Origin of the sequence: Paenibacillus sp. 32352 (assembly GCF_002042965.1) — a bacterium.
Lineage (GTDB): Bacteria > Bacillota > Bacilli > Paenibacillales > NBRC-103111 > Paenibacillus_S > Paenibacillus_S vulneris.
In genome coordinates, this window is record NZ_MZNT01000001.1 from 874,041 (window position 1) to 900,986 (window position 26,946).

Here is a 26,946-nt window from a genome sequence, read left to right on the forward strand (position 1 = left end):
TAACATATTGAGAACGAAAGGTAAAGAAAGGTTCTTTTATTGCTACAGAGGGTCTAAGTCTTTCTGTAAGACATGTTTAAAAGCAGTAACAGTATAAATATTGATACTATATAACACGAATGTGCGTACTTTTTAAAATATGGTGTATAAACTATACTTCGATCATAATCAATTCAACAAAACATTTGAAGGAGAGATGTAAAATGGCAGCAGAAAAAATGAAAGCAGTAGGTCTTTACAAGTATTTTCCTATTGAAAATCCGGATAGTCTGATCGATGTGGAGCTGGATAAGCCAAGACCGGCAGGAAAGGATCTTCTCGTGAAGGTAAAGGCAATCTCCGTAAATCCTGTCGATTACAAGGTCCGGTCGCCCAAAGAGCGTGAGGAGAGTGCACCGAGGGTGTTGGGTTGGGATGTTGCGGGCGTGGTCGAACAGGTGGGCCCCGACTGCTCCTTGTTCCGCCCTGGCGATGAAGTCTTCTATGCCGGCAGCATTACGCGCCCCGGGGGGAATAGCGAGTTTCACCTGGTGGATGAACGCATCGTTGGAAGGAAGCCTTCCAGACTCGATTTTGCACATGCGGCGGCTTTGCCTTTAACATCGATTACGGCTTGGGAAAGCTTGTACGATCGGCTGGGAATTTCACCAAATAAAGCTGATAACGCCGGCAGGACTATCCTGATTATTGGAGCAGCAGGGGGCGTAGGCTCGATTGCCACGCAATTAGCGAAATATTCGGGATTGACTGTCATCGGTACGGCTTCCCGCCCTGAATCAGCCGAATGGGCAAAGGAACTTGGAGCGGATTACGTTATTAACCATTTTGAGGCGTTCGTGCCGCAACTAAAGGCTGTCGGATTCGATCAAGTTGACTATATTCTCTGCTTGAACAGCACGGAGAAGCATTGGACGAACATGGCCGAAGCGATTGCACCACAAGGCAAAATTTGCTCAATCGTTGAGACCGATGAATTATTAAATCTGACATTGCTGAAAAACAAGAGTGTCACGTTCGTGTGGGAATTGATGTTTACCCGTTCCATGTACCAAACCCCGGACCTGATCGAACAGCACAAGCTGTTGAATGAAGTCGCGCGTCTCGTGGACGAAGGAGTGCTTCGGACTACCACAAACGTAACGCTGAGGCCGATAAATGCCGAGAACCTGCGAAAAGCGCATGCCATGCTGGAAACGGGTCGAACCGTCGGAAAAGTGGTTTTGGAAGGTTTTTAACTTTATAGAAGCGAGTCGGTCAATCGCATGCCGCAGCCTCAAGCGCAATTTACTTAATCCAGAGTCATTTTGTGACTGGTACGGGTTTGGATTTGGAAACGGACATCATCGAATCCATCACAAGGAGCTCCTCATGATTGGAAAATCTTCTTTTCCCTTGGCATCCACGGCGAATTTATTTATATTGAACATAAGTGTTGGGATGAGCAGGAAACCTGGATTGAGGAGCTGAGTATACATGCGAGACCGTAAAAGCGGGTACGGGCATTGTCCAAATGACGAGGGCTGCCCCGTTGAATTCACTTTGGATGTTATTGGGGGGAAATGGAAAGGGGTATTGCTTTATCATCTGATGGAAGGACCCAAGCGCTTTAATGAATTTCGTCGAATTTGTCCGACCATTACCCAACGGATGCTTACGCTGCAGCTTAGAGAGCTGGAGGAAGACGGAGTCGTACACCGGGAAGTGTATCACCAGGTACCGCCCAAGGTAGAATATTCCCTAACGGCATTCGGGGAAACATTGACTCCGATTATTGCCGCTATGAAGGAATGGGGGAACAACTACAAGAGGACCATTCGCAATCCTATGGAAAAATAATGAGTTGTGGATTGTGCCGCGGCCCGGGAACGGTGTTCCAATTCTTGGCACGAGGGAGTCATGATGGCTGGGTGATTTGAAAAAAGCATAAGAGAATGATCGGTAAAAAAATAATTCTTTACCGATCGTTCCCAATATGTTACGATACTTTTCGAAAAGAAGGAAACAAATAAATCATCTTCAAAATAGAATGATCATTCTCAAATGGAAAAACCAGCTGTTACCAGATGAAAGGAGATGGAATGAAATGAGTTATTTTGAATCGGCACACGGGGTAGTAAGCTGGAGTGATGATCTGCAGAGCGTGATCATGGAATGGAGAGGCTTCGCTTACGGTCAGGAGTTTCAAACCATTTTTCTCAAGGGAGCGGAGCTTCTGCAAATAAAGAACGGCAGCAAAGTGTTGATGGATATCCGTCACGGCTCGGCCATCAAGGCGGAGGACAAACTTTGGATTGGGGAGATCTTCATCGAGCGTGCCTACGAAAGCGGCCTACGCCATCTTGCAATGGTTCAGCCGGAGAGCGTGATAGCCAAGCTGAGCGTCAATCGAACCGTAGAAGGTCTCGGCTCGCTGCCTTACCAGCAAGAAAGCTTCACCGATTGGGACGAAGCCGTGCTATGGCTCTCGAATCAGCCGCATCAGCAAGCAGCGCTACCGGTTGAACGTGCGGAGCGAACAGCCTAATCTTTAACGTTCTAATTGGAGAACGGTCGTTCTAATAGAATGATGGTGTTCTCTAGGGCCGGACAAATGATCATAGACCCATCTTTACATAGATCCGATGCAGGCGGTAAAACTAATCTGACGTTTCCGCACTGCTTGATAACGGACCTGCAGGCAGATTCCTGCTTCCGGATCATTATTACTAACATAATAACCGCTGCTTCATTTTTAGAATGATCATTCTTATAAATGAAGCACATGATAAGGAGCGATTTCCATGAAAACTTTAATTATCGTTGCACATCCCCATTTGCAGAGTTCCCGAATCAACCGGTTTTGGACAGAAACCATGAAGCAGCAAAAGGATACGACCGTTCACGAGCTGTATGACACGTATCCGGATCACAATATCGATGTCGCGCATGAACAGCAGCTCTTGGACAGCCATGACCGCATCATTTTCCAATACCCGCTCTATTGGTACAGTACACCTCCTCTGCTCAAGCAATGGTTTGATGAAGTCTTGGCTTATGGCTGGGCTTTCGGTCCGGGAGGGGAGCACTTAAAGGGCAAAGAAATTGGCATAGCCATCTCCACAGCAGGCACTGCAGCCTCTTATCAGCCGGGCGGATACAATTTGTTCACCATACGGGATATCGCCAAACCAATGGAGGCACTTGCCAATTATGTAAGCGCCCATTACCTTCCGCCGTTTGCATTACATAATGCACATCACTTGACGGATGAGCAGATCGCTTCCAGTGGGGCTGCTTATGTAAAGCACTTGGCATCTGTGCAGCATGTTCAATCGAGCGAACCCATCGTCATATTAAACTAATCTAAAACTAGGAGGACAATGTCCATGACTAAGAAAATTGCATTGATCACAGGAGCAAGCAAAGGACTTGGATTTGAAATTGCCAGACAACTGGGCCAGCAAGGCATCACGGTATTAGTAACAGCAAGGACACAAGGCGCAGCTGATGAGGCTGCAGTTCAATTACAGGATGAGGGCATTCAAGCCGTCGGTCTTCAGCTTGAGGTGACGAACGCGGAACATATCGCTGAAACGGTACGGTTTATCGAGAAGGAATATGGACGGCTGGATATTCTGGTGAACAATGCGGGAATTTGGGTGGAAAAGCCAGGCTACGAAGGGGATGCATTCCGAGATACGTTTGAAGTCAACACCTTCGCCCCTTACTTGATCACAGAGGCATTGCTGCCGCTGCTGCTAAAAAGCGATGCCGGACGGATTGTCAACCAGAGCAGTGCACTCGGATCGATACAAATGCTGCTAACGAATGAACTGGCTCAGCGCATCGCCACTCCTGCCTACTCGGCCTCCAAGGCGGCTTTAAACATGCTTACAGCCTACTGGGCGCAAAAATACAAGTCGACCAAGCTGAAAATTAATTCTGTACACCCGGGCTTGGTAAAAACGCGAATAGGCGGCGATAAGGCGGAGCTGTCCGTAGAGGAGGGAGCGAAGACTGCTGTTCGTTTAGCTGTATTGCCGGAAGACGGACCAACGGGCGGTTTCTACTACATGGAGGAAAAGCTTCCTTGGTAAAAATATTTTAGGATCTCGCCTGTTGACGATCCGCATTGCAAAGAACAGCCGATTTCAAAAGAAAGAGGCTGTTCTTTAACATCCTTATACTCCGAATTTTGTTATAAACGGATGTCGATCCAATTTGAATGCGGTTAAGAGTTGAAGGGATATTCGTCTAACCCAAGCTTAACGCGGTTTGAGCATTTTGAATATCCAATTGGATTTGCTGCTTCACCTGAGTAGGGTGATAGAATCCATTTTGAATCATATAATTGGATATTTGCTCATGCGCCATAATTGCATGATCCAATTGTTTACGAAGAATTTGTCTTACTTCCGGAGTACTTGTCTCGGAAAGAGCAGCAGCATAAGACTTAATGCCGCTTTTTGCTGAAATCAGCATGTCATTGGCTATTACTTGATCCGTCATTTGACCCATTCCAGCCATATTTTGGACAAGTGTATTCATTCCATTCTTCCTCACTTTCTGTTTTAAACTTTAGCCAGCACGTTTTGAAGCTCTTGGATATCCTGTTTAGATTGAGTGATATCCTGAACAATGATGCTCTTTAAGTTGGGATCCTGAACTAAATTTTGCATCGCAGCGGACTTAGTTAAACATACATTTTTAAAGGACAAGATTTCATGCAGCTCCAAAATCTCGTGTGTTCCCAAATTTCCTGCAATGGGGCTATTCAATGACCTCACCTCCTTCTCCTTATATTGACTCTAATACTGTATACGTAGTACCTTGGAATTAATCTTCCAAAATAATCCAGAATCGTGAAGACTGAATTTAATAGAAAAATGGATGCTAGCTGCGAATATAATTGAAGGCATCACTGAATAGACGTTTGCTCCTAAATAGCTTCCGTACTTACCCTAAGCGTGGTTCTGTTGAAGCGATTGCTGTAATTTTTGAAATTTATCATGAATAAGAAAGCCCCCAAGGCTCGTGCTTTTTTTCGATGGCACAAACCTCGGGGGCTTTCTTGTTGTTTGAAGGATCAAATGCCGTGCACCGGGAACAGTTAGTCGCCAGCGCTCAGAACGGCAAGATCCATCTGACCGATTTGCTCCTTGTCGGAGATGATATGGAACCCGGTGATTTTGCCGTCTGCGATCGCCACCTTGATTACGAACAGCAGCTCGCCGCGCGGAGCAACTACAATGCCCACGGCTCCGTCGATGAGCATCGGATGAGCGGCCCGGGCTCCACCTGCGACCACCTGCCCCGAAACGGCCTGCACGCCGCGTATCACTCTTGCTGCGCTGTCCACACCCCGGTCGTCCTGCAGCACGACGTTCGGGTCGAGCACCTTGAGCAGCGCTTCGAAATTGCCCGCGCGAGTCGCCGCGAGGAAGGCGTCGACAAGTTCCCGCTGATGCGCCAGATCGGGGCGTTGGTCCGTCCCCGTCCCCTGCACCCGTCGCCGCGCACGGCTGGCCAGCTGCCTTGCCGCCTCCTTGGAACGCCCGACGATCGGGGCGATCTCCTCGAAAGGCAGCGCGAACACATCATGCAGCACGAACGCGATCCGTTCGGCCGGATTCAAGCTGCCAAGCACGACGAGCATGGCGAGTCCGACGGAGTCGGCCAGCAGCGCCTCTTGCTCGGGATCGCTCCCGTCTCCGCGGCTTGAGCCGGGCTCGGACGCGTACGTCGCGAGAGGCTCCTCGCGCCTTGATTTGCGCGAGCGAAGCATGTCAAGGCATACCCGCGAAACGACGGTCGTCAGCCAGCCGCCAATATTCCCGATGCCGCTCGTGTCAGAGCGGCTGAGGCGGAACCAAGACTCCTGAACGGCGTCGTCCGCCTCACTAAGCGACCCCAGCATCCGGTAAGCTACTGCCTGAAGATGACTCCGGTGCGCCTCGAATTGCTCCGCCAACCATTCCTGTGTCTCCATTCGATCTTCCCATTCCTCTCTATTTATTACTACATCAGAATGTTTAAGTTCATTGCAGCGGCTAATGTGGTAGGAGCCGCATTCTGATTGGCGATAAAAACTACCTTTGAACGCGGTCGAACATCCATACTAGGACGCCGATAAACGTTGATCTCATAATAATGACGTATAAGACCCGATGAATGTGACCAAAAGTCTTAACCAGCGGGCCGTTCTCCGGCCGCCAATTTTTTTTACTCGGATCGGTCACATCTTCGGAATGCGCTCCGTCAATGTAGTGAACAACGAAAACGGCGGGCAGCGAGGGGGGACCGGCCGGCTCCCGAAGCGCTCCGATGATTCGTTTCCGATTCCATCTTCCGAATATTTCGCACGAAAGCGATAGCTGCGCCGGAGTGCCTGGATAACGATACAACGATACCATAGTGAAAGGTGATATGAAAATGAAAATAACAATGATAGCAGGAAGTAACCGGGAAGGTGCGGCGAGCACGATGCTTCTCCGATATATCGAACGCCAGTTGAAATCAAATGGTATTTCCGTTTCATTCATAGATCTATACGAGCTGCCCTTGCCCCTATTTTCGCCTCAATCGGGGGAGCTTCATCCGAATGCCGGCATGGTAGTGGAGGAGGTCATCAGTGCAGACGGTTTGGTTCTGGCGACGCCGGAATATCATGGGTCCATCTCGGGGGCGCTCAAGAATGCTCTGGATTATCTTCAGCCCAGTCAGGTTGCAGGAAAGACGGTGCTTGCCGTCAGCTCCGCCGGCGGTCCGGTGGGAGTCGGCTCGCTGCTGCACTTGCAAAGCATTGTGCGCAATTTGCACTGCGTCAATAACCCGGAATGGATTTCCACAGGAGGCGGCTACCTCAGCTGCGATGCCGACAGTACCCCACTCGATGAAGACCTGAAGGCGAGGATCCAATCCGCAGTCACGTCGTTCGTGCGGCTGACCCGGGCGATTGCCCCTGGCATCACAGCGGCTCAAGGATAACCATATAAAGGAGATGAAAGAATGATGCAAACGATCGAACAGAAAAATACGGAAACGGCTGTCGCGTTCATTGAGGTGCTGAACGTTGATATCGGTAGAACAGCAAAATATCGAGACGGTGACCGCGTTTATCAAGGATTTTTGGAACGAGAGTGATTTTGACTGTATAGATCGGTTTTTGTCAGAGGATTATCAGGAGCTTGCCTACGGGTCCCGGGAAGGGCTGAAGCAGTTTGCCGGCAAAATATTGGAGGCTTTCCCGGACAAACACTACACGGTGGAAGATATCGTAGCTCAAGGGGAGAAGGTTCTCGTGAGAATGACAGTGAGGGGTACGCATGAGGGGGTGTTTTTCGGAACGCCGCCTACTGGCCATTCGATCGACGTCACGTTGTACCGCCAATATCGGCTGGCAAAAGGCAAGATCACCGAGCACCGCGGCTGGATCGATAGGTGACCATATGGAGTCAAATTAAGGGCGCGTAGCCCGCGGTTAAGGCCAGGAATCCTCAAAGCAAGAGGGTCCTGGCTTTTTTTGCTGTTGCAACAAAATCTGATGGGTTCCCGTTATTTAGCTTACAGGGAATGATTGCAAAAAAGTTCCACTGCTAACGATAGAATTACTTATAAAGCTGCATCTCAAACGATTGGGGGGATATGATGAAAAAAATCTTTATTGCCGGTGTGCTGCTGTTTATCTTGCATATCGCAGTTGCTTGCAGTCAAAAAGAATTATCATATGAGCAGAAGCTAGATCCTCGTTTCCCTAAACCTGTACATCTTCATGTCAGCAAACCCGATGGGCAGGGCTACATGATTTATAAGAAAATTGAAGATAATGAAACAGTCCAAACGATATTGGATATTTTCATACATGTGCCATGGGCAAATGAAAAAGTATCCATGCTGGGACAGCCTGATTATAAAATTACAACCGTCAATATAGACCCAACAGTTAGTTATGAACCAGTAACTTATGCCATTTGGCTCTCGCCAAAGAAAGACATACTAGAAGTGATTATTGAAGGACAGTCCAAATTTGGAAGAATTTCAGAAGAAGACACTGCAAAGTTACTTTCCATTTTGGGATCGCCCTGACGGAGGTTTTCGTTCGAATAAATCAACAACAATGAAATCGGTAAGAATGGATTCACTCGGATAATAGAAAAAGTCAAATCAGGTATTGAATAATTTATTTCCCCAGTGCACCCATGAGTGCACTTTTTATTTTATTGGTGTATTCCTATTCAAAACAGTGACCACTGATTCCGTATGACTGAATAAAGCAAAAAATGACTTTTGCGTGTAAAGACGCTGTCCTTCATCCAATTTACAATAAATGTGTAATTACTTAATTGGAGGAGGAAGCGCAAATGGCAGAAAGAAAAAATTTCATGGGGGCACTTGTTGCAGCAGCTGTTTTAATATCGCTTGTAACCGGCTGTGGAGCAAAAACAACGGAGACGACGGCGACTCCCAAAGCGTCTGATGCTGCTAAGCCGGCGAGCGGCAAAGTCGTTGTAGGCTTTTCTCAGGTTGGTGCTGAGAGTGGCTGGCGGGGCGCGGAGACACAATCGATTCAAGATACGGCAAAGGCGGATCCGACGATTGAGTTGAAATTCTCCGACGCACAGCAGAAGCAGGAAAATCAAATTAAAGCGATCCGTTCCTTCATTGCGCAAAAAGTCGATGTGATTGCGATGGCACCGGTGGTAGAAACGGGATGGGAGGCTGTGCTTAAAGAAGCGAAGGATGCCAAAATCCCTGTGATCTTGGTTGACCGCGGCATCGACAAGAAAAATGAAGACCTGTACACCACGTTCATTGGCTCCGATTTTATTCTCGAAGGCCAAAACGCCGCTAAGGCGATGGCAGAGCATATCGGGGATAAGGGGAATATCGTTGAGCTTGAAGGGACCGTCGGCGCAAGCGCCGCAATCGACCGTAAAAAAGGCTTTGACGATGAAATAAAGAAGCATCCGAACATCAAAATTGTGAAATCCCAAAGCGGTGATTTTACACGCGCACAAGGCAAGCAAGTCATGGAAGCGATTCTAAAATCGCCGGAAGGCAAAGATATCCAAGGCGTGTATGCCCATAACGACGACATGGCGTTGGGAGCTATTCAAGCGATTGAAGAAGCGGGCAAGAAACCCGGAGTAGACATTAAGCTGGTTTCCGTGGACGGCATCAAAGAAGCGTTTGAAGCCATTAAGGCAGGCAAGCTGAATACGGTTGTCGAGTGCAACCCGCTGCTAGGACCTCAATTATTCCAAGCAGCCAAAGACTTGAAGGCAGGCAAAGAAGTGCCAAAATGGATTAAATCGAATGAAGATGTATTCTCCGGTCAAAAGGCTATCGACGCTTTGCCAAACCGCAAATATTAAGCCTAACGCTTGCCAATATAGATAAAAGCGAAATCAAGAGTGAGCACCGCGCTCTTGATTTCGTTTCATAATTGACAAAGGAGTGGAGTTGGATGCAGGAGCCGGTATTACTAATGAAAGGGGTCAGTAAGCTATTCCCTGGTGTCAAAGCTTTAACGAATGTGGATTTTCAACTTAGAACGGGTGAGATCCATGCTTTGATGGGGCAGAATGGGGCAGGCAAATCCACCTTGATTAAAGTTTTGACGGGTGTATATGAAATGGACAGCGGAACGGTCTCTTTGAACGGCAGCAAGGTTCGGATTAAATCGCCCAAAGATGCGCAGGCTTTGGGGATCAGTACCGTATATCAGGAAGTCAACCTGTGCCCTAATTTATCCGTAGCGGAAAATTTGTTCATAGGCCGGCTGCCGAGAAGACGCGGAGGAGCTATCGATTGGAAGGCATTGAACGCTAATGCGGAGGAGCTATTGGATAGGTTAAGCATTTACCTTGATGTTTCCAAACCACTGTCCGAATATTCGATTGCGATTCAACAGATGGTTGCTATCGCGCGAGCCGTAGATATCTCATCCGGTCTGCTTATCTTGGATGAGCCTACCTCTAGTCTGGATCAGCAGGAAGTGCGGGAGCTGTTCCGGATTATGAGGCAGCTGAAGGACGAAGGAATGGCTATCGTGTTCGTGACTCATTTTATGGATCAAGTCTATGAAGTATCGGACCGGATAACAGTACTTCGCAACGGTGAGCTTGTCGGTGAGTATATGACGGAGGAGCTGCCAAGGATTGAGCTGATTTCCAAAATGATTGGCCGGGAGTGGAGCGAGGAGGAACAGACTCGAACCGTTACTGGCAGAAGGAAAGTAGAGGACTGGGTTTCCGTTGCTCAACTGGGGCGACGGGGTTCGATGGAGCCGTTCAGCCTGGCTATTCGCAAAGGGGAAGTATTAGGTTTGGCCGGACTGCTTGGATCAGGTCGTACCGAAATTGCCAAGCTTATTTTTGGAATTGATAAAGCGGACCAAGGGGTCATTACCATCGAGAACGAGAAGATTCGTACCATGTTTCCGAAGAAAGCGATTGAGCGCGGGCTGGCCTTCTGCCCTGAGGAGCGTAAGGTCGAAGGGATCATCGGCGAACTGACGGTTCGGGAAAATATTGTTCTTGCCCTGCAAGCCAAAAGAGGCTTTCTGAACTATTTATCGCTGCGCAAGCAGCAGGAGATGGCAGCCTATTATATGGATCTACTCAGTATCAAAGCTTCCGATATGGAGCAAAGGATCGATCAGTTAAGCGGCGGCAATCAGCAGAAAGCAATTTTGGCCCGATGGTTAGCGACGAATCCGAAGCTGCTTATCTTAGATGAGCCGACACGCGGGATTGACGTTGGCTCGAAGGCGGAAATCCGCAAGCTGATCCTATCCCTTGCTGCCGAAGGGATGGCCATCATTATGATTACATCTGAATGGGAAGAGATGGTGGGCTGCTGCGACAGGATTATTGTCTTACGGGATCGTCATATTATCGGAGAGCTGGCGGATCATGAGATCAGCGAACAGCAGATCATGCAAATGATAGCGGAAGGAGGAGTCCGGGATGCGATTACTCAAGAGCCAGTATATTAATATGGTCCGCTTAAAGCTGCTGTGGCCATCCATCGGGATTGCTGTTATTTTGCTGTTCAATGCGTTTTTTACACCCGGATTTTTTCATATTCGTATACAGGATGGCCATTTATTCGGCAGTCTGATTGATATATTAAACCGCGGAACGCCGATATTAATTATCTCATTAGGCATGACGCTTGTTATTGCCAAGGAAGGGATTGATATTTCCGTAGGCTCGGTGCTTGCGATTGCTGCCTCCATGGCTGCATTTTTGCTGCAGAAGCAGCTTCCATTTGTTACCGCTTTGGCCGCAGGCTTAGGAATCGGCGCTTTGTGCGGCTACTGGAATGGCTTGCTGGTCGCTAAGTTGAAAATACAGCCCATGATCGCAACGCTGATCTTGTTAACAGTTGGACGGGGAATTGCACAGCTTATTTCCGGCGGGAAAATTATTACGATCTCCGATCCAGCTTACCGTTTTGTAGGCGGAGGCTATTGGCTGGGGTTACCCTTCGCGGTCATACTGGCTGCCTTTGTATTTATTATTTTGTACTTTGTCACCAGAAAGACAGCGTTCGGCCTATTTCTCGAAGCTGTCGGTTCCAATCGTATATCAAGCGAATTCGCAGGGATTCGGTCCACGCGTATTATGATTACGGTTTATGTCATTTGCGGATTTTGTGCAGCACTTGCAGGTATTATTGTCAGCTCCAATATAACCGGTGCCGACTCGAACAACGCCGGCTTATGGTTTGAACTGGACGCTATATTGGCGGTAGTTATCGGAGGTACCTCCATGCGTGGCGGGCGATTTTATTTGGGCGGCACGGTTCTTGGGGCACTTTTTATCCAAACCCTAACAACAACGATTTACACCCTTGGGGTTCCTTCCGAATCGGTTATGGTCGTCAAGGCATTTGTCATTCTATTTATCAGTTTGATTCAATCCGAAGTGCTTCGGGTTAAGCTCAGCCGCATGATCCGCAAAAAAATCAGGAAGAAGGTGCTCGTCAATGAAGCTGCCGCTTAATGTTACATCGTCCAATATCACTATTCTGGCTACGGTGGTATTATTTTTCTCTTTATATGCGGCCGGCTCCGCGATGTTTGACAGCTTTTTCTCTATTCAAGTATTTCTTAATCTGTTTGTAGATAATGCGTTTTTAATTATTGTGGCTACCGGCTTGGCTTTTGTTATTATTACGGGAGGTATAGATCTTTCTGTCGCTTCATTAATTGCTTTGGTGAGTGTCGTTTCGGCGATCATGCTGAAGGCAGGCGTACATCCCTTTATCGTCATGCCGGTCATGCTGCTCCTAGGAACGCTGTTCGGTTTACTGCAGGGCTATCTCATATGCAAATTCCATATTCATCCATGGATTGTAACGTTAGGAGGCATGTTTCTGGCAAGGGGGACTTGCTTTTTAATCAGTCCGGAAAGCATTGTCATCGACAACCCTACCTATAGCGCCATATCGAACTATCGCATTCTGTTGCTGGGTGAAGGTAAGATTTCGATCGGTGTTGTGGTTGCTCTCATCACGGTAATTGCTGCGGTGTATGTATCCAGATACACGGCATTCGGCCGGAATGTATATGCGATTGGCAGCAATGAACGATCGGCTGAATTGATGGGTCTTCCCGTGTTTGCGACGAAGTTGGCCGTTTATACGCTAAGCGGCTTCTGCTCGGCAATAAGCGGCATTGTGTTTACCTTTTATATGCTGTCCGGATATGGGCTTCACTTGATGGGTGGAGAAATGGATGCAATTGCCGCATGCGTCATTGGAGGGATTTTGCTTACCGGGGGGTTCGGCTATGTGATTGGTCCTATGCTGGGGGTATTGAGCACAGGAGTCATCCAAACCATGATCATGTTCCAAGGAACATTAAGCTCCTGGTGGACCAAAATTGTAATCGGATTTTTGTTGTTTGCTTTTATTGCTTTGCAAAGGGTCATTGTCTCGCGAAAGGAACGAAGCCGCAACCCGCAAAAACCAAAAAAACGGAAAAGCCATATCGCTAATACGGCTCACCTGTGATATTATGATTCTGCGATCATTACATAAAATGCTGAAATTGTAATATATTGTCGAATAACCGAGGAGAGGATTGCAGTGAAGGCCTATCTTCATTACTGGCAAGACCGCAGCATTCGATTTAAGCTGAACTGCATCTTTCTCTTAATTATTCTTATCTCGATCTTGTCGTTAGGCTTCTGGGGAAGCCGCACCTATAGTACGTATTCCGAGAATCAAGCGGACCAGAGTACGCTCCAAATGATTCATCAGGTAGAAAGCCATGTCGATTTGTATATCAAGCACCTAAACGATGTACTGCATTACTTGGGTGAGGATTCGTCGATACTGGAATTTGTTAACCTGAATGGGAGAGAGCCTCAGGAAGCGATGGTATTGCAGATTCAAAAGACCATGTCCATGTATGCGTCGCATAACAAGGAAGTGACCGGTGTTATGCTGGTCAATAGAAACGGTGCCTTCGTGTCGCACGAAATGTACCGGATTACGCGAGACCCGTTAACGGAAGAGAGCTGGTACCGGGAGGCTGTGTTGAGGCCGGACGAAACGCTTATTATCAGCAATCCGATTGGCCGCAATGTATCTGCCTATCAAAATTACAGCTCCTATGACGTCTTGTCGCTCGTCCGCGCCGTTAGGGATCCGAAGACACAGCAGATTGCCGGTGTTATTTTAATGGACCTGCGAATGGACATGCTGAAGTCGATTTTTGAAAATATTAAGCTTGGCAAGTCCGGATTCATTTATATTTTAGATGAGAAAGGCGAAATTGTATACGCTCCCACGAACGGAATCGTCTACCGGATTCAAAGCCACTCGCTGCAATTCGGATTTCAGGGAAGTGTGACGCAAAACATTAAAGGGCATGATTACCGGATTTTATACAATGACTCGGACCCATCGACTAATAAGTGGAAGTTTATCGGAGTCATTCCGAATGACGATTATTTAAGGGTGGTCAAGGATATTCAGCTCTATACCATCATTGTCACCTGCATCACGATTGTACTGGCATCGTTATTGTCAACGTATTTTACAGGAACGCTGGTACGTCCGATCCGCAAGCTGATGAGCTTGATGAGTAAGGTCCGCTACGGGGGATTAAATCAGCGATTTGTCTCCGAAACCAAAGATGAAATCGGTCAGCTGGGTCACAGCTTTAACCATATGCTGGAGGAAATCAACAATCTAATCCATCTCGTTTATAACGAGCAGAAGCAGAAGCGCGAAGCGGAGCTCCAGGTGCTTCAGGCGCAAATTAAGCCTCATTTTTTGTATAATACGCTGGATACGATCCAATGGATGGCTCAGGAATACGAAGCGGACGATATTATTGAAATCATAGGCGCACTGACGAATTTATTCCGGATCGGGTTAAACCGCGGACATGAATGGATTCCGATTAGGGATGAGGTGAAGCATGCGGAGAGCTATATGATTATTCAAATGTCACGTTATATGGATAAGCTGGACTTTCGGTTTGATATCCCTCAGGAGTTGCTCAAATATCATGTGCTTAAGCTGATTCTTCAGCCCATAATGGAAAATGCCATTTATCATGGCATCAAGGCAAGAACAGGCAAGGGATTGATTACGATCAGTGCAGAGAGACAGGAAGATACTCTTTGTTTTCGGATTACAGATGACGGGGCAGGTATTCCGCCGGATAAACTCCAGGAGATTAACGAGATCCTGCGCGGCCTCAAGAAGCGAGAAGAGAAATATGGGATTGGCCTATTCAATGTGAATGAGCGCATTCAATTGACATATGGAGCGGCCTATGGGCTTCAGATCTATAGTGAGGTTGGAAAAGGGACGACGGTAGAGATCAGGCATCCTATGGTTCAGTTGGGCAATAAAACAGGTTGAGGTGACTATACTTGTGGAAATTGTTGATTGCGGATGATGAGCCTCGTATTCGAAACGGACTTTGTAAAGCGCTTCCATGGGCCGAGATGGATATTGAGGTTGCTGCTGAAGCGGAAAACGGCAGAGAAGCATTGGAGCAGGCAGTGGGAATCAACGCCGATCTTATGTTCGTAGATATCAACATGCCATTCATGAACGGCCTTGAGCTGATTGAGCAGCTGCAGGTGCATAATCCGGGTTGTCTGATCATTATCATCTCAGGACATGATGAATTTGCTTTCGCGCAGCAAGCTGTACGATTGAACGTATTCGATTATTTACTGAAGCCTGTTCAGAAATCTGAACTTAGAGCGGTCGTCCAGAAAGCATTGGATGCGTTGAAGAAAGAGCGTGTCGGTCAAAAATATGCCCAGTGGATACATAATACATTGGAGCATAGCGCATTAACATTGCGTGAAGACTTCTTGCGGAATTGGGTAACGGGTCAGCTGACGAAGGAACAGTTTGAGGAAGAGAGGCCGTTTTATCAGCTTCATTTTCATGGAAAGGTAAGCATTCTCCTGGTGAAGCCGCTTAGTAAAATTATGATGAACGTGCCAAATAAAACGTGGGATCCGTCGCTGCTGGCGTTCGCAATTAAGAACATTTTAGGCGAAATGCTCCCTCAGCTTCCGGTTTCTGCAGTGTTCAGTACGGGGAAGAACATGATTGGCGCACTGACCCAAGTTTCGGATTTAACGGTACTCCGGTCGATCTATCAAGAATTTGAACAAACAGTGATGACTTGTCTAGGGGTGAATGTGCTGCTGCTCCATAGCGTTACAGACCGGCTTGAGCAGATTCCTGAGCATTATCAAGCACTCCGTGAGGAGCTTGTTCGTGAAAGCGCGTTGACCCCCATTATCATGATGACCAAAAAATATTTGGAAACCAACTACTATAAAGAGGACCTTTCCTTGACAGAAGTAGCCGATCAGATGAACGTGAATGCAACCTACTTAAGTAAACTGCTAAAAAGGGATTTGGGCAAATCATTCGTTGACTATCTCACCGATATCCGAATTAAAAAAGCGATTCAATATTTGAACGATCCTACCTATAAAATGTATGAAATAGCTAATAAAGTCGGCTATCAATCCCAGCATTATTTCAGTCATGCTTTTAAGAAAATGACGGGTTTCTCACCTATGGAGTACAGGAAACGCGGGGATAACTAGATGAAGAGGTCATTCAAAAGAGAGCTAATATGGATTGTCATTGCCGGTTTACTTATCTTTACGGTTGCTCTTGTATCGCACAGTATCTTGAAGATGAAGCCTGCGGATACGAAAGGAATCTTCCTGATAGGGATCAGCCAGCCCAACTTGAATGAACCCCGGCAGGTTGTGATGAATAACGAAATCCGCAAAGAGGCGGAAAAGCACAAGAATGTACGGCTTATTTTTACGGATGCGGCTGAAAATAGCGAGAAGCAAATTCATGATGTTCAGAAGTTGTTGGACTATGGCATTGATCTGCTTATTATTTCATTAAATGATTCTGAGAAGCTGACGCCTATTGTGACTGAGGCGTATAAAAGCATACCGGTCATTGTCCTGGGACGCGGGGTGACAGGCTATAATTATACGATGTTTATAGGCTCGGACAACTTTTCAATAGGCAAAATATCAGGCAAGCTGGCATCGGATTTACTCGAAGGGATGGAAGCCGAAATCCTGGAAATTAAGGGAGCTATGAATTCTAAGTCCGAGGAGGAAACGAGCCGTGGCTTTAAGGATTATGTAACTCGAAATCCGTTGATTCACATTACCCGGGAAATCGACGGAAACTGGCAGCGTGACCGGTCGGAGGATGAGTTAAGAAGCATTTTGCCGTTGCATCCGGAAATTAAACTTGTATTCGCCCATAGTGACGCTATGGCGCTTGGAGCCTACCGTGCGATCAAATCGCTAGGCTTATCCGATATCCATATTATCGGGATTGATGGATTGGACACGGTAAACGGCGGGTTTGATATGGTTCAACAGCGGATCCTGAGCGGCAGCGTGACGAGTCCGACGGGGGGCAGGGAATCGATTCAATATGCAATCGATATTTTGAACGGGGAGAAGGTAATCCCCAAAAAAATCATTTTGCGCAGTCATTTGATCACCAATAAAAGCGAAAAATCTGACATGACCGATAGCTATCGTTATGTTACGAAGCCGCAGCCCAATCTCGATGGATACAAGCAAAAAATGAAATTAGGCGTCGCTATTGTCGGCTCGGAGAGCAGCTGGCGGGAGGCGAATACAGAATCTATTAAATCAGCGGCCAGGCAGGATCTCGATATCGACCTTTTGACACAGAATGCAGAGGGCAGTCAGGAGAAGGAAATTGAAATCATACGTAGTTTTATTCAAAAGAAAGTGGATGTCATAGTGTTCACTCCTATTGTAGAGACGGGTTGGGAAGACGTTCTGAAGGAGGCACGGGAAGCAGGGATTCCTGTTATTTTGACAGACAGGAAGGTCAAAGTGGAGAATGACTCATTGTGGACTACGTTCATCGGCTCCGATTTTGTTGAGGAAGGCCGGCGGGCGGCCCGGTGGCTTATCGAGAATAAAGAAAAGGATGAGAGCTTGAGCACCATCGTAGAGCTGCAAGGAACAGCTGGTTCAGCTCCAGCTATTGAGAGAAGACAAGGCTTCAATGAGGTTCTATCGCAAAATGCCTCCTTCAGCATTGTTGCTTCAGAGATCGGCGAATTCACTTATGACAGCGGCTTACAATTAATGAAGCAGGTCATTGACAAAGGAATTGTCCCGCAGGCTGTATTCGCTCATAATGACGATATGGCGTTAGGCGCCATCAAAGCGTTGGAGCAGGCGGGATTGAAGCCGGGCAAGGATATCATTGTTATTTCTGTAGATGCCACCAAGCTGGCTTTTCAGGCTATGCTTGCAGGAAAGCTCAATATGTCTGTTGAATGCAATCCTTTGCTAGGTCCGCAAATTATTAAGGCGGCGAAGGAGCTTGCGGCCTCGAAGGAAATTCCCGTCAATATCATTACGGCGGAAGGAATTTTCTCGCAGGAAACAGCGAAGCGGGATATTGCTATGCGGAAGTATTAAGTGAAATACCTTATTATATTAGGCTTATCTGTGGGGCATGATTCTCGGTAAGGTACCAGGGGATCATGTCTTTTTTTTGTTTGGATTCCCAAATAGCCGAATAAAGCAAATTATTACTTTTTAATCTAAATACTTCGTGAACAAAGTTACTTATATTTAAAACATAGGGTGAAATTAATGCTTAGGGGGGACGCTAATGCAGGAGAAAGCTTGCGCTTAAGGCTTTTCCAAAATAGCCAGACTCAGTCTTGATACATATCGTATCTGAAAGGGGTTGCTGAACAAGGATTAGTATCACAGATACCATGCAGAAAGGAGCCAGCCATCGTGAAATTGTCAAAAAAGATGTCGTTGTCGCTGTCGTGCTATCTCATTCTAATGTTAACCGCTCTAGCAGTCATACCTGAAAGAACAGCTTCAGCTTCAACGGATACGGCACCGCCTACCTTCAGTCTTACACTGTCTACCGATAAGCCGTCAAAGGGGGAAAATGTGGAGGTTGTTGTCAAAGGACATCAGCTTAAGGATGTTTACGCCTACGAGGTGAATTTGGATTTTGATCCCAGCCTGTTGCAATTGAAGGAAGCTACTACAGAGATTCCCGGCTTCTCTGTTTCCCCTATAGTGAAGGACAATCGTATTCAGCTTGCACACACACGAATTGGTAGGGTCAGGGGAGATGAGGGGGAACAAACCTTGTACACGCTAAAGTTCGAAGCACTAGAGCAGGGAGCAACGACTTTAACTATTGAGAAAGTCAAATTGGTTGATTCTATCCTGACAAGCAACGTGCTGCAAACAGATACCCAGGTTGCCTTAGCGATTGACAGCTCCTTTCCTTTCGATGATCTGGGGGATTATGGCTGGGCAAAAGAGGCTATTGCTTACTTGACGAACAAAGGAATTGTTAATGGCACATCCGACCATACCTTCAGTCCGGGTCAGCCTGTAACCCGTGCCGATTACCTGCTGCTGCTTATGAGAGCGCTTCAGATTAAGGGGAATACGGCGGACCCATTCGTCGACGTGCCGCCAGGAGCCTATTATGAGCAGTCTGTGGCGGCTGCCAGAAGCTTAGGTATTGTGGAGGGGGATGAATACAATCAATTCCATCCTCAGCAACCTGTCACCCGGGAAGACATGATGGTTTTGACGGATCGTGCACTGCGTGCCGTCAATAAACAGTTGACACGGGCAGATGAGTCCATTTTGAAGAGCTATACGGATAAAGCGGATATTTCAGGCTATGCCTTGGAAAGCATCACAGCACTTGTGGGATCAGGCATCGTCGAAGGCTACAATCAGGGGATTTATCCCAAAGAAACGACGAATCGAGCGCAAGCGGCGACGCTGATTTACAAGCTCTTGATTTCCAAGCTATCTGCAGCAAAGGAATAAAATGAAGGAGTGAACAGGATGAGGAAAAAAGGATTCATGTCTGTTCTCCTCGTTACGGCGTTATGTCTAGGCATGCTGACTTCACCTGCCTCCGCTGTTACTGCAGATGAAGTAGATATAGATTACGCCGTGGATAACGGGACATCGAATCAGGTTGCCAGCGGTTTTTTACACGGGATTACAGGGGAGGAGCCCGCGCAATACTTGATTGACGGGGTTAAGGTCCGTGCGATACGCGGATCTGACCACCACCCGAATCTGCCTAGTCTCTTTGAAGAGAAAACCTATACCCGGGTCAAAGAAACTGGCGCGAAGCTGATGGTAGGGCTTTATTATTACACCAGCCAACCCGGCAATACGTATTGGCCAGGGGATAATGGGGACTGGAAAACATGGGAAAGCGTTGTGGAAAGTGTCTATCAGGAATCGGTGACGAAGGGACTCGACGTTTATTCCTGGATTCCCTGGAATGAACCTCGGCTGCAATGGACAACCGCGGTCAGGAACGTGGATAAATATTTGGAAGCTCATAAAGTGGCTTATCGTAAGATGAAGTCGCTGAATCCTTCAGCGAGGATCCAGGCACCAGAGGATAATTCCTATAACTTTGAATTCATGAAAAAGTTTCTGACCTATTGCAAGGAACAGGGCTGTCTCCCCGATATTCTGAGCTGGCATGAGCTGTCAGAAGGAGCATCGGACATAGAAGCTCACACGGCGGAGATCAAGAATTGGATGCTGGCGAACGGGATTACCCCGATGCCCATTGCAATCACGGAATACCAAGGTTGCTGCACTTACAACAATATCAACGGTTGGGAAAGCGGTATGGCAGTTTCCTATATCGCGAGACTGGAAAGATCCGTGAAGAACGGGCTGGCGTACGGACTCAAATCGGCCTGGGATTATTCGGGAGACGATCCCAAATTCGCAGCGAGCCTGGGAGATCTTGCGGACCGGAACAGCGTCACGATGCCTAAAGGCATATGGTGGGTGTACAACGCCTATAAAGATATGTCAGGACGTTTAGTGGAAGCGCGATCATCCAATAAGAACAAGATCGAAGTATTGGCGAGTCAGGATCCGGTCATGAACCGTTCTGTCATCTTAATCGGTAGTGAACATTGGAGGGAGCCTGAGGAAATTACTTTGCGTCTGAATCACCTGGATCATGCCTCCTATTTGCTCCGGAATGGCAAGCTGCATCTGAAGGCGGAGATGGTACCTACTGCTGATACGCTGATGTCTCCTTATACGATGCTGGAAGGGGATTATGCCGCAGCTAACGGCTCGGTGTCGATCAAGCTGCCGCCCTTGTTACCGAAGGCAGCCTACCGGATTTATGTTTCATCCGGCACAGCGGAGGCTCCATCCTATACAGTAGAGGCCGAATCGCTCCAGGCTCAAGGAACCGCCGGCCGAGTGTACCGGACGTTCGAGGAAAAGGAAGCAAGCGGAGGAAGAGCTGCCATTCTGGAGGCAACTTCTGCTGGCGATTCACTTACTTACACAATACCGGTAGCTTCCGCAGGGATCTACGATGTAAAAGCGAGAGTGAAGTCGGAAGCGAACCGAGGTATCTTTCAGTTGTATGTCAATGATCAGGCGTACGGGGGACCGAAGGATACTCACGGACCGTTCGACTACTATACCGTAGATTTCGGACATATTCCGGTTCAAGGCAATGCTCTTGAGCTGAAGTTCAAAGCCGTCGGCAAGAACAGCTCCTCCTCGAGCTATAACATGGTATTCGACTCGTTCACGTTAAGCAAGCTCGGCGAGATGAAGCTGTCTCCGCCACAAGGCTTAACCGCCACTGCCGGGGATGCACAGGCTCAGCTCACCTGGACTCCGTTAACGGGAGCCGACAGCTACAACGTATACCGGGGATTGACGGCGGAAGGACCGTTCGTAAGCATTGCTTCGCAAATCAGCAAACCTGAATTTACAGATACGGGCTTGGTGAACGGCACAACATACTATTACGTAGTATCGGGAGTCAATGCTAACGGGGAGAGCGGTTATTCAGTGCCCATCAAGGCTGTGCCGCAGGGGCTTCTCCCAGTTGCAATCAAACTTGCCAACATACCTGCGCAGCTAAAGGTGGGCGATACCGTGGCATCCGTTGTATATGCAACCTATAGCGATATGAGTACGAAACCTATCACGGAAGGGGTTGTGTATGGAAGCAGTGACAGGCACATTGTTGATATTGATGGGAAAGGCATCCTCAGGGCCATCAGTCCGGGCCAAGCCACGATTTCAGCGGCTGTCGGCAGTTTGCAGACAACGTTTACTCTAACCGTTACGGAGAAGACGCCTTCCACGCCGCAAGCGATATTGACCGGAGCAGACACAGTAAGCGCCGGAGCTGAATTTACAGTCGGTTACCAGCTCAAGCATGGTGAGGGTATCTATGCTCAGGATCTCACCTTCACGTATGATCCGAGTCAAATGGATTTCATTTCGGCGGAGACGGTCAAGAATGGATTAGTGATTGCGGATCAGGCCGTGAAGAACGGTCAAGTCCGAATACTTGCAGCGAGCACGAATCCTGCCTCCGCTGGTGCGGATGGCGATCAAATCGTGCTGCATTGGAGAGCTAAGCCGAGCTCTCAACCGCAAGTCGCAGTCATTACGCTGTCCAAGGTTATGATTGCCAATGCATCTGGACACGAGACATCATTGCCTGCTGTATCTCACAGCGTGCAAATCATGGCAGTTGATAAGAAAGCGCTTCTGGATTTGATCGGAGATGCGCAAGCCAAGCTGGATGCGGCTGTAGAAGGTACTCATCCGGGACAATATCCCGCAGGCTCCAAGGCAGTGCTCCAATCCGCCATCAATAAAGCCAGAGCGGTAGCTGAGTCACCGGAAGCAACACCGCTTGAGGTACAGCAAGCCGTTACTGATTTGACGGCTGCCATACAAGCCTTCATCCATTCCGTCCATGTGCTTCAGGGCGATCTTAATGGGGACGGCAAATATTCCATTGGAGATTTGGGAATAGCTGCTGCGGCATACGGTAAGACATCTGCGGATACAGACTGGGAAGCTTACCGCAAAGCGGATATCAATCAGGATGGCCGAGTCGATATTATCGATTTGGCAGCCATAGCGGCTAATATCGCTCTGGTACGTTAAAGCTTGTCACGGAGGAGGTTTCCGTCTCCTTTCGTTTTGTCACATGACGTACTTGAAGCAACCGCAGCATTTTCATTCTAAAGCATGGAGGGAGCCGTAACCGGCTTTCTCTTGCTCATAAAATTATGGATTCTAAGGAGGATGCAAAAAAGATGAAGCTCAAACGAACGCTTAGCAAGCTGCTTGTCATTGCCACTGCGTTGGCCGGATTAACGACAGGCGGCCTGCTATCCCCAACCGTACAGGCAGCGGATACCAATCCCGTTGTTCATGGGCTGAAAGGGGAGTACTACACCAATTCGGGTTCCCCGTCGTTTAATTTCGGGACGTTGAAGTCAACTGTGCTGGATCCGAATCTGGACTTTGGAAGCTTGGAGACCGCATTCGGTATTCTCACAGGGCAGCAGGACAAAGTCAATGTACGCTGGAGCGGGTTTATCGAACCGGAGTTTTCTGAGGATTATACTTTTTACATTATTGGGGATAACGGATTTCGCCTTTGGGTAGATAACAAGCTCGTGATCGACCATTGGGTAAACGATTGGGATAAGGAACAGGTCGGTACACCGATTCATTTGACAGCTGGCCAAAAATATCCGATTAAAGTGGAGTATTTCGAAGATACCGGCGGCTCCAATATTCATCTGCGCTGGTCCAGCCCGTCAGTAGCGAAAAGCGCAGTGCCCTCAGAAGCTTTGACACCGCCAAGCGGATTTTCCTACGGAGGCAAAGTTTCTGTGGACGGGAATACCGCTGAGGTGAAGCTGGATCAGGCAGTTCAAGCGCTCCCTGCGGGAGCTGCAGATCATTTCAAGGTGAAGATTATGGGCACAAATTGGCCGATCACTTCAGCAGCTCTGAAGCCCGGCGACGATAGCGCATTGCTCCTGAACTTCGAGTATCCTGTATATTCGAAGGATGTGTGGCTGGTTAATGCAAGCTATGACGGTCAAGGAGGGCTGAAAGGAAAGGACGGAGCAGCTGTTCCGGCATTTGAGAAATGGCTTCAGAATGATTCCAAATATCAGATTATGACGCCGTGGGCGAATCAGGTGACCAAAGAAAATGTGCTGCCTGAATATCCTAGACCGCAGCTTGTCCGGGAGCAGTGGCAAAACTTGAACGGCGAATGGGAGTTTCAAACGGCAAAAGCGGGAGAGGCCATACCTACAGGGCAAACCCTGAAAGAAAAGATTGTCGTTCCATTTGCCACGGAATCCGTGCTCTCGGGTATCCATCGCGTGGAGAACCTAATGTGGTATAAGCGTTCCTTCACGGTACCAGACAATTGGAAGGGTCAAAGGGTGATGCTGAATTTTGGCGCTGTCGACTATTTGGCAACGGTCTACGTCAACGGCAAGCAGGCTGGTACGCACAAAGGCGGCTACACTTCGTTCAGCCTGGATATTACCGACCAATTGAAGCCAGGAGAGAATGAGCTTATTGTTCACGTAATGGATAACACGGATATGGGCGAGGACCAGGCGGTCGGTAAGCAAACGGTGAAAAAGCTGGGCGGCATCTGGTATACGTCCGTATCAGGCATTTGGCAGACCGTATGGCTGGAGCCTGTGGCACCAGCACATATCGCCAAGCTGGATATGACGCCTGACATTCAGAATCAGGTGCTGAAATTTACTGTACCTTCCGAACAGGCGGGCAATCTGACCGTAGAAGCGATTGCTTTCAAGGAGGGGCAGGAAGCAGGAAGAATTAGCGGGCCTGCTGGTCAGGAGCTCAAGCTGCCGGTGCCGAATGCGAGGCTTTGGTCTCCGGATGACCCGTTCTTATATGATTTGCAGGTTCGATTAAAAAACGGGGATCAAATCGTGGATCAGGTCAAGAGCTATTTCGGTATGAGAGAAATTAAGCTTGGCAAAGTCGATGGTATTACAAGACCTCTCTTGAACGGCAAGTTCGTCTTCCAAATGGGGCCGTTGGATCAAGGTTTCTATCCAGACGGTATTTATACGGCGCCAACCGATGACGCATTGAAATTTGATATTCAAACAGTGAAACGCATTGGCATGAACACGATCCGCAAGCATATTAAGGTTGAGCCTGCCCGCTGGTACTATTGGGCCGACAAACTGGGTGTGCTGGTATGGCAGGATATGCCGAGTCTGGAGGATCGCCAAGGCAACCATGGCTCCGATATTTCGCAAGCGGCCAAAACCCAATGGCTTAAGGAATATAAGGAAATGGTCGACCAGCTGCGAAGTGTGCCGTCTATCATAGAGTGGACTGTATTTAACGAAGGCTGGGGAGAATTCGATTGGGGCGGACAGCAGACGAAGGACGCCGTCAATTATGTAAAGAGTCTCGATTCTACTCGCCTCATCAATAACGCAAGCGGCTGGCAGGATTCAGGAACTGGCGATTTGGTCGACATGCACTCCTATCCTGCTCCTAATTCGCCGGTACCTACAGATGCTCGGGCAGCCGTTCTGGGGGAATATGGAGGACTTGGCATACACACGCCGGGGCATGAATGGAGCCCACTCGTATTCTCTTATCAGGAAATGAAAAATAAGAAGGAAATTACGGATAAGTACATCGACTTCATAAACCAATTGAAGAATCTTAAGGTCAGCCCTGGCCTTAGCGCTGCGATCTATACCCAAATCTCCGATGTGGAATATGAGATTAATGGCTTGCTGTCTTATGACCGCAAAGTGGAGAAGCTGGACTTTGACCGTATTGCCAAAGCGCATCGCGAATTAATCGGGACAACTAACACCGAGGATTTGTCTAAGGGCATTCAGTCAGCAGAGCAGTTTTTTACTACGTTGAAAGCAGGGGATAAGCCTGGCGAATATGCGCCGGAAGTGCTGAATCGCTTCCGTGACGCCATCAATGCTGCCAGACAGGTGCTTGCCGCCCCTGGGTCAACTGCAAGCGATTATCAAGCATCACTGAACAGTTTAGCGACGGAGCAGCAGCTTCTATTTACACTGGTGCATGATCCGATTCCAAAAGGTTCTGTCGTAGATAACTTCGACAGCACGACACTGAACAGCGCTTGGAGCATTTATCGGCCGAATAATGATAATTGGAGCCTAACCTCGAATCCTGGCAATCTTACCATTCAGACCCAAACTGGGGACAGCTTCGAAAAATCAAATGCGCTTAAAAATGCATTTTTACAAAATGCTCCTTCCGGCGATTTTGTTATAACGGCGAAGGTAAATGCATCGGTAAGGAAAAACTTCCAGCAGGCCGGACTCCTCGTTTGGCAGGATGAAGATAACTATGTGAGATTCGGTCACGTCTGGGATACGCAGGGAGCTACAGGCAAGTCGCTGGAAACGGCATATGAGAAAAATGCAAAGTATACTAAAGCAACGAACATGGCACTGCATCCGGGCTACGATACCTCCTACATGCAAATCCGCAAGGTAGGTAACGTATATACCACTTATTATTGGGATGGCTCCAGCTGGAAGCAAGCAGCAGATCCGATGACAGTAGAAATATCGAATCCTAAGGTCGGTTTCTATGCCATTTCGGCATCGGACGGAACATCTATTCAAGCGAAGTTTGATTATTTCTCGGTCGGTCCGGTCACAAATGATCCTGCAGCAGTGCTTACAGGTCCTGCCTCAGTTACGAGGGGGCAAACCTTCGATACCGCTGTCCGCTTGGATAGCGTGACAGGCAGCGTCTATGCGCAGGATTTGAACTTCACTTATGATGCGAATGAACTGGAGTTCGTCTCCGCCGATAGTTTGATGAATGGTTGGATCATCGTCGATAAGAAGGCTGAGCCCGGACATGTCCGTTTGATCACTGCGAATATTAACGGAGCTGCCGCTTCCGGTGAATTGTTCAAGCTTCAATGGAAAGCGAAAGATGCAGGTGCACAAAATAGCAGCACGATTTCGCTCAACAAGCTTATCATTGCGAACGGACAGGGGAAAGAGACGGAGCTTGAGCCAGCATCGCTTAGCATTCGTATCGAGGCAGGCGTGGATAAGAGCGCATTGAGCTCATTGATCGCAACGGCCCAAAGCAAGCATGATGCTGCAACGGAAGGTACTGCGATTGGTCAATATAAGCCTGGCTCCAAAGCGGCGCTGCAAGCAGCGATTGATCTGGCACAGGCTGTTTATAACAATGCGGCAGCTACTAAGGCACAAGTCGAGCAGGCAGTTAACGATTTGAATGCGGCCCTGCAAACGTTTATTCATTCGGTTAATACTCCGCATCATGGCGATGTCAATGGTGACGGCAGGTTCTCCGTCGGCGATTTGGCGATTGTTGCCGCGGCATACGGCAAAACTTCCGCTGATCCTGATTGGGCTCAATACCAGCAAGCGGATATCAACAACGACGGCATCGTTGACCTTGTAGACTTGGCGACACTTGCCCAAAAAATATTGGAATAAGCTTTTGGAAGGAACGCAGCTTGGAAACGGCCGGT

Annotated in this window: 21 protein-coding genes; 18 read left to right on the forward strand and 3 right to left on the reverse strand. The window is 48.0% G+C overall.

Annotation, left to right across the window (positions count from 1 at the left end):
- Positions 1–203 precede the first annotated feature (203 nt).
- From B1728_RS03825 to B1728_RS03845, 5 genes are all read left to right on the forward strand, one after another.
- Positions 204–1,235, forward strand: coding sequence for a zinc-binding alcohol dehydrogenase family protein (locus tag B1728_RS03825; protein WP_079908823.1), 1,032 nt, complete (start codon positions 204–206; stop codon positions 1,233–1,235).
- 238 nt (positions 1,236–1,473) lie between these two features.
- Entirely contained in the window at positions 1,474–1,836 is a 363-nt protein-coding gene (locus B1728_RS03830) for a winged helix-turn-helix transcriptional regulator (RefSeq protein WP_079908824.1), read from the forward strand.
- Positions 1,837–2,083: 247 nt separating this feature from the next.
- The gene (locus tag B1728_RS03835; protein WP_079908825.1) at positions 2,084–2,524 is read left to right on the forward strand and encodes a hypothetical protein; all 441 of its coding nucleotides are present in this window, start codon (positions 2,084–2,086) and stop codon (positions 2,522–2,524) included.
- Positions 2,525–2,780: 256 nt separating this feature from the next.
- Entirely contained in the window at positions 2,781–3,341 is a 561-nt protein-coding gene (locus B1728_RS03840) for an NAD(P)H-dependent oxidoreductase (RefSeq protein WP_079908826.1), read from the forward strand.
- Positions 3,342–3,365: 24 nt separating this feature from the next.
- Positions 3,366–4,076 (forward strand): SDR family oxidoreductase, encoded by a 711-nt coding sequence (locus B1728_RS03845; protein WP_079908827.1) that lies wholly within the window; start codon positions 3,366–3,368, stop codon positions 4,074–4,076.
- 157 nt (positions 4,077–4,233) lie between these two features.
- Here B1728_RS03845 and B1728_RS03850 read toward each other — a convergent pair whose 3' ends face one another.
- From B1728_RS03850 to B1728_RS03860, 3 genes are all read right to left on the reverse strand, one after another.
- Complete coding sequence (locus tag B1728_RS03850; protein ID WP_079908828.1) at positions 4,234–4,527, reverse strand: spore coat protein; 294 nt, start codon at positions 4,525–4,527, stop codon at positions 4,234–4,236.
- 23 nt (positions 4,528–4,550) lie between these two features.
- A complete protein-coding gene (locus B1728_RS03855) occupies positions 4,551–4,757 on the reverse strand; it encodes a spore coat protein (RefSeq protein ID WP_256865214.1) in 207 nt (68 codons plus the stop codon).
- A 332-nt stretch (positions 4,758–5,089) separates the two neighbouring features.
- On the reverse strand, positions 5,090–5,968 hold the full coding sequence (locus B1728_RS03860) for a sigma-70 family RNA polymerase sigma factor (protein ID WP_079908829.1): 879 nt from the start codon (positions 5,966–5,968) through the stop codon (positions 5,090–5,092).
- Between the two features lie 443 nt (positions 5,969–6,411).
- On the opposite strand from B1728_RS03860, the gene B1728_RS03865 reads away from it, so the two are divergent.
- The 13 genes from B1728_RS03865 (at position 6,412) to B1728_RS03925 (ending at position 26,911) form a co-directional block, all read left to right on the forward strand.
- Positions 6,412–6,966: an NADPH-dependent FMN reductase gene (locus B1728_RS03865; RefSeq protein ID WP_079908830.1), complete on the forward strand. Its 555-nt coding sequence runs from the start codon at positions 6,412–6,414 to the stop codon at positions 6,964–6,966.
- Positions 6,967–7,051: 85 nt separating this feature from the next.
- The gene (locus B1728_RS03870; protein ID WP_144027743.1) at positions 7,052–7,423 is read left to right on the forward strand and encodes an ester cyclase; all 372 of its coding nucleotides are present in this window, start codon (positions 7,052–7,054) and stop codon (positions 7,421–7,423) included.
- Between the two features lie 200 nt (positions 7,424–7,623).
- Entirely contained in the window at positions 7,624–8,064 is a 441-nt protein-coding gene (locus B1728_RS03875; protein ID WP_144027744.1) for a hypothetical protein, read from the forward strand.
- A gap of 275 nt (positions 8,065–8,339) precedes the next feature.
- Positions 8,340–9,353: an ABC transporter substrate-binding protein gene (locus tag B1728_RS03880; protein WP_079908832.1), complete on the forward strand. Its 1,014-nt coding sequence runs from the start codon at positions 8,340–8,342 to the stop codon at positions 9,351–9,353.
- A gap of 92 nt (positions 9,354–9,445) precedes the next feature.
- On the forward strand, positions 9,446–10,978 hold the full coding sequence (locus B1728_RS03885; RefSeq protein WP_079908833.1) for a sugar ABC transporter ATP-binding protein: 1,533 nt from the start codon (positions 9,446–9,448) through the stop codon (positions 10,976–10,978).
- The gene (locus tag B1728_RS03890) at positions 10,950–11,990 is read left to right on the forward strand and encodes an ABC transporter permease (protein WP_079908834.1); all 1,041 of its coding nucleotides are present in this window, start codon (positions 10,950–10,952) and stop codon (positions 11,988–11,990) included. The genes B1728_RS03885 and B1728_RS03890 overlap by 29 nt, the downstream gene beginning before the upstream one ends.
- A complete protein-coding gene (yjfF, locus tag B1728_RS03895; RefSeq protein ID WP_079908835.1) occupies positions 11,974–13,002 on the forward strand; it encodes a galactofuranose ABC transporter, permease protein YjfF in 1,029 nt (342 codons plus the stop codon). The genes B1728_RS03890 and yjfF overlap by 17 nt, the downstream gene beginning before the upstream one ends.
- A 75-nt stretch (positions 13,003–13,077) precedes the next feature.
- On the forward strand, positions 13,078–14,868 hold the full coding sequence (locus tag B1728_RS03900) for a sensor histidine kinase (RefSeq protein WP_079908836.1): 1,791 nt from the start codon (positions 13,078–13,080) through the stop codon (positions 14,866–14,868).
- 11 nt (positions 14,869–14,879) lie between these two features.
- On the forward strand, positions 14,880–16,085 hold the full coding sequence (locus tag B1728_RS03905) for a response regulator transcription factor (protein WP_079908837.1): 1,206 nt from the start codon (positions 14,880–14,882) through the stop codon (positions 16,083–16,085).
- Positions 16,086–17,981 carry a substrate-binding domain-containing protein gene (locus tag B1728_RS03910; RefSeq protein WP_079908838.1) on the forward strand — a complete coding sequence of 632 codons (1,896 nt, stop codon included), beginning with the start codon at positions 16,086–16,088 and terminating at the stop codon, positions 17,979–17,981.
- Positions 17,982–18,308: 327 nt separating this feature from the next.
- Positions 18,309–19,379 (forward strand): S-layer homology domain-containing protein, encoded by a 1,071-nt coding sequence (locus tag B1728_RS03915; RefSeq protein ID WP_079908839.1) that lies wholly within the window; start codon positions 18,309–18,311, stop codon positions 19,377–19,379.
- Positions 19,380–19,397: 18 nt separating this feature from the next.
- Complete coding sequence (locus B1728_RS03920; protein ID WP_079908840.1) at positions 19,398–22,523, forward strand: cohesin domain-containing protein; 3,126 nt, start codon at positions 19,398–19,400, stop codon at positions 22,521–22,523.
- A gap of 152 nt (positions 22,524–22,675) precedes the next feature.
- Entirely contained in the window at positions 22,676–26,911 is a 4,236-nt protein-coding gene (locus B1728_RS03925) for a PA14 domain-containing protein (RefSeq protein WP_079908841.1), read from the forward strand.
- Positions 26,912–26,946 lie beyond the last annotated feature (35 nt).

Excerpts from the sequence above, each read along its gene's own strand:
- B1728_RS03925 (WP_079908841.1), top strand. The coding sequence starts at position 22,676 with ATGAAGCTCAAACGAACGCTTAGCAAGCTGCTTGTCATTGCCACTGCG.
- B1728_RS03880 (WP_079908832.1), top strand. The coding sequence starts at position 8,340 with ATGGCAGAAAGAAAAAATTTCATGGGGGCACTTGTTGCAGCAGCTGTT.
- B1728_RS03840 (WP_079908826.1), top strand. The coding sequence starts at position 2,781 with ATGAAAACTTTAATTATCGTTGCACATCCCCATTTGCAGAGTTCCCGA.
- B1728_RS03865 (WP_079908830.1), top strand. The coding sequence starts at position 6,412 with ATGAAAATAACAATGATAGCAGGAAGTAACCGGGAAGGTGCGGCGAGC.
- B1728_RS03830 (WP_079908824.1), top strand. The coding sequence starts at position 1,474 with ATGCGAGACCGTAAAAGCGGGTACGGGCATTGTCCAAATGACGAGGGC.
- B1728_RS03860 (WP_079908829.1), bottom strand. The coding sequence starts at position 5,968 with ATGGAGACACAGGAATGGTTGGCGGAGCAATTCGAGGCGCACCGGAGT.
- B1728_RS03890 (WP_079908834.1), top strand. The coding sequence starts at position 10,950 with ATGCGATTACTCAAGAGCCAGTATATTAATATGGTCCGCTTAAAGCTG.
- B1728_RS03825 (WP_079908823.1), top strand. The coding sequence starts at position 204 with ATGGCAGCAGAAAAAATGAAAGCAGTAGGTCTTTACAAGTATTTTCCT.
- B1728_RS03920 (WP_079908840.1), top strand. The coding sequence starts at position 19,398 with ATGAGGAAAAAAGGATTCATGTCTGTTCTCCTCGTTACGGCGTTATGT.
- B1728_RS03910 (WP_079908838.1), top strand. The coding sequence starts at position 16,086 with ATGAAGAGGTCATTCAAAAGAGAGCTAATATGGATTGTCATTGCCGGT.
- B1728_RS03850 (WP_079908828.1), bottom strand. The coding sequence starts at position 4,527 with ATGAATACACTTGTCCAAAATATGGCTGGAATGGGTCAAATGACGGAT.
- B1728_RS03835 (WP_079908825.1), top strand. The coding sequence starts at position 2,084 with ATGAGTTATTTTGAATCGGCACACGGGGTAGTAAGCTGGAGTGATGAT.
- B1728_RS03845 (WP_079908827.1), top strand. The coding sequence starts at position 3,366 with ATGACTAAGAAAATTGCATTGATCACAGGAGCAAGCAAAGGACTTGGA.
- B1728_RS03885 (WP_079908833.1), top strand. The coding sequence starts at position 9,446 with ATGCAGGAGCCGGTATTACTAATGAAAGGGGTCAGTAAGCTATTCCCT.
- B1728_RS03875 (WP_144027744.1), top strand. The coding sequence starts at position 7,624 with ATGATGAAAAAAATCTTTATTGCCGGTGTGCTGCTGTTTATCTTGCAT.
- yjfF (WP_079908835.1), top strand. The coding sequence starts at position 11,974 with ATGAAGCTGCCGCTTAATGTTACATCGTCCAATATCACTATTCTGGCT.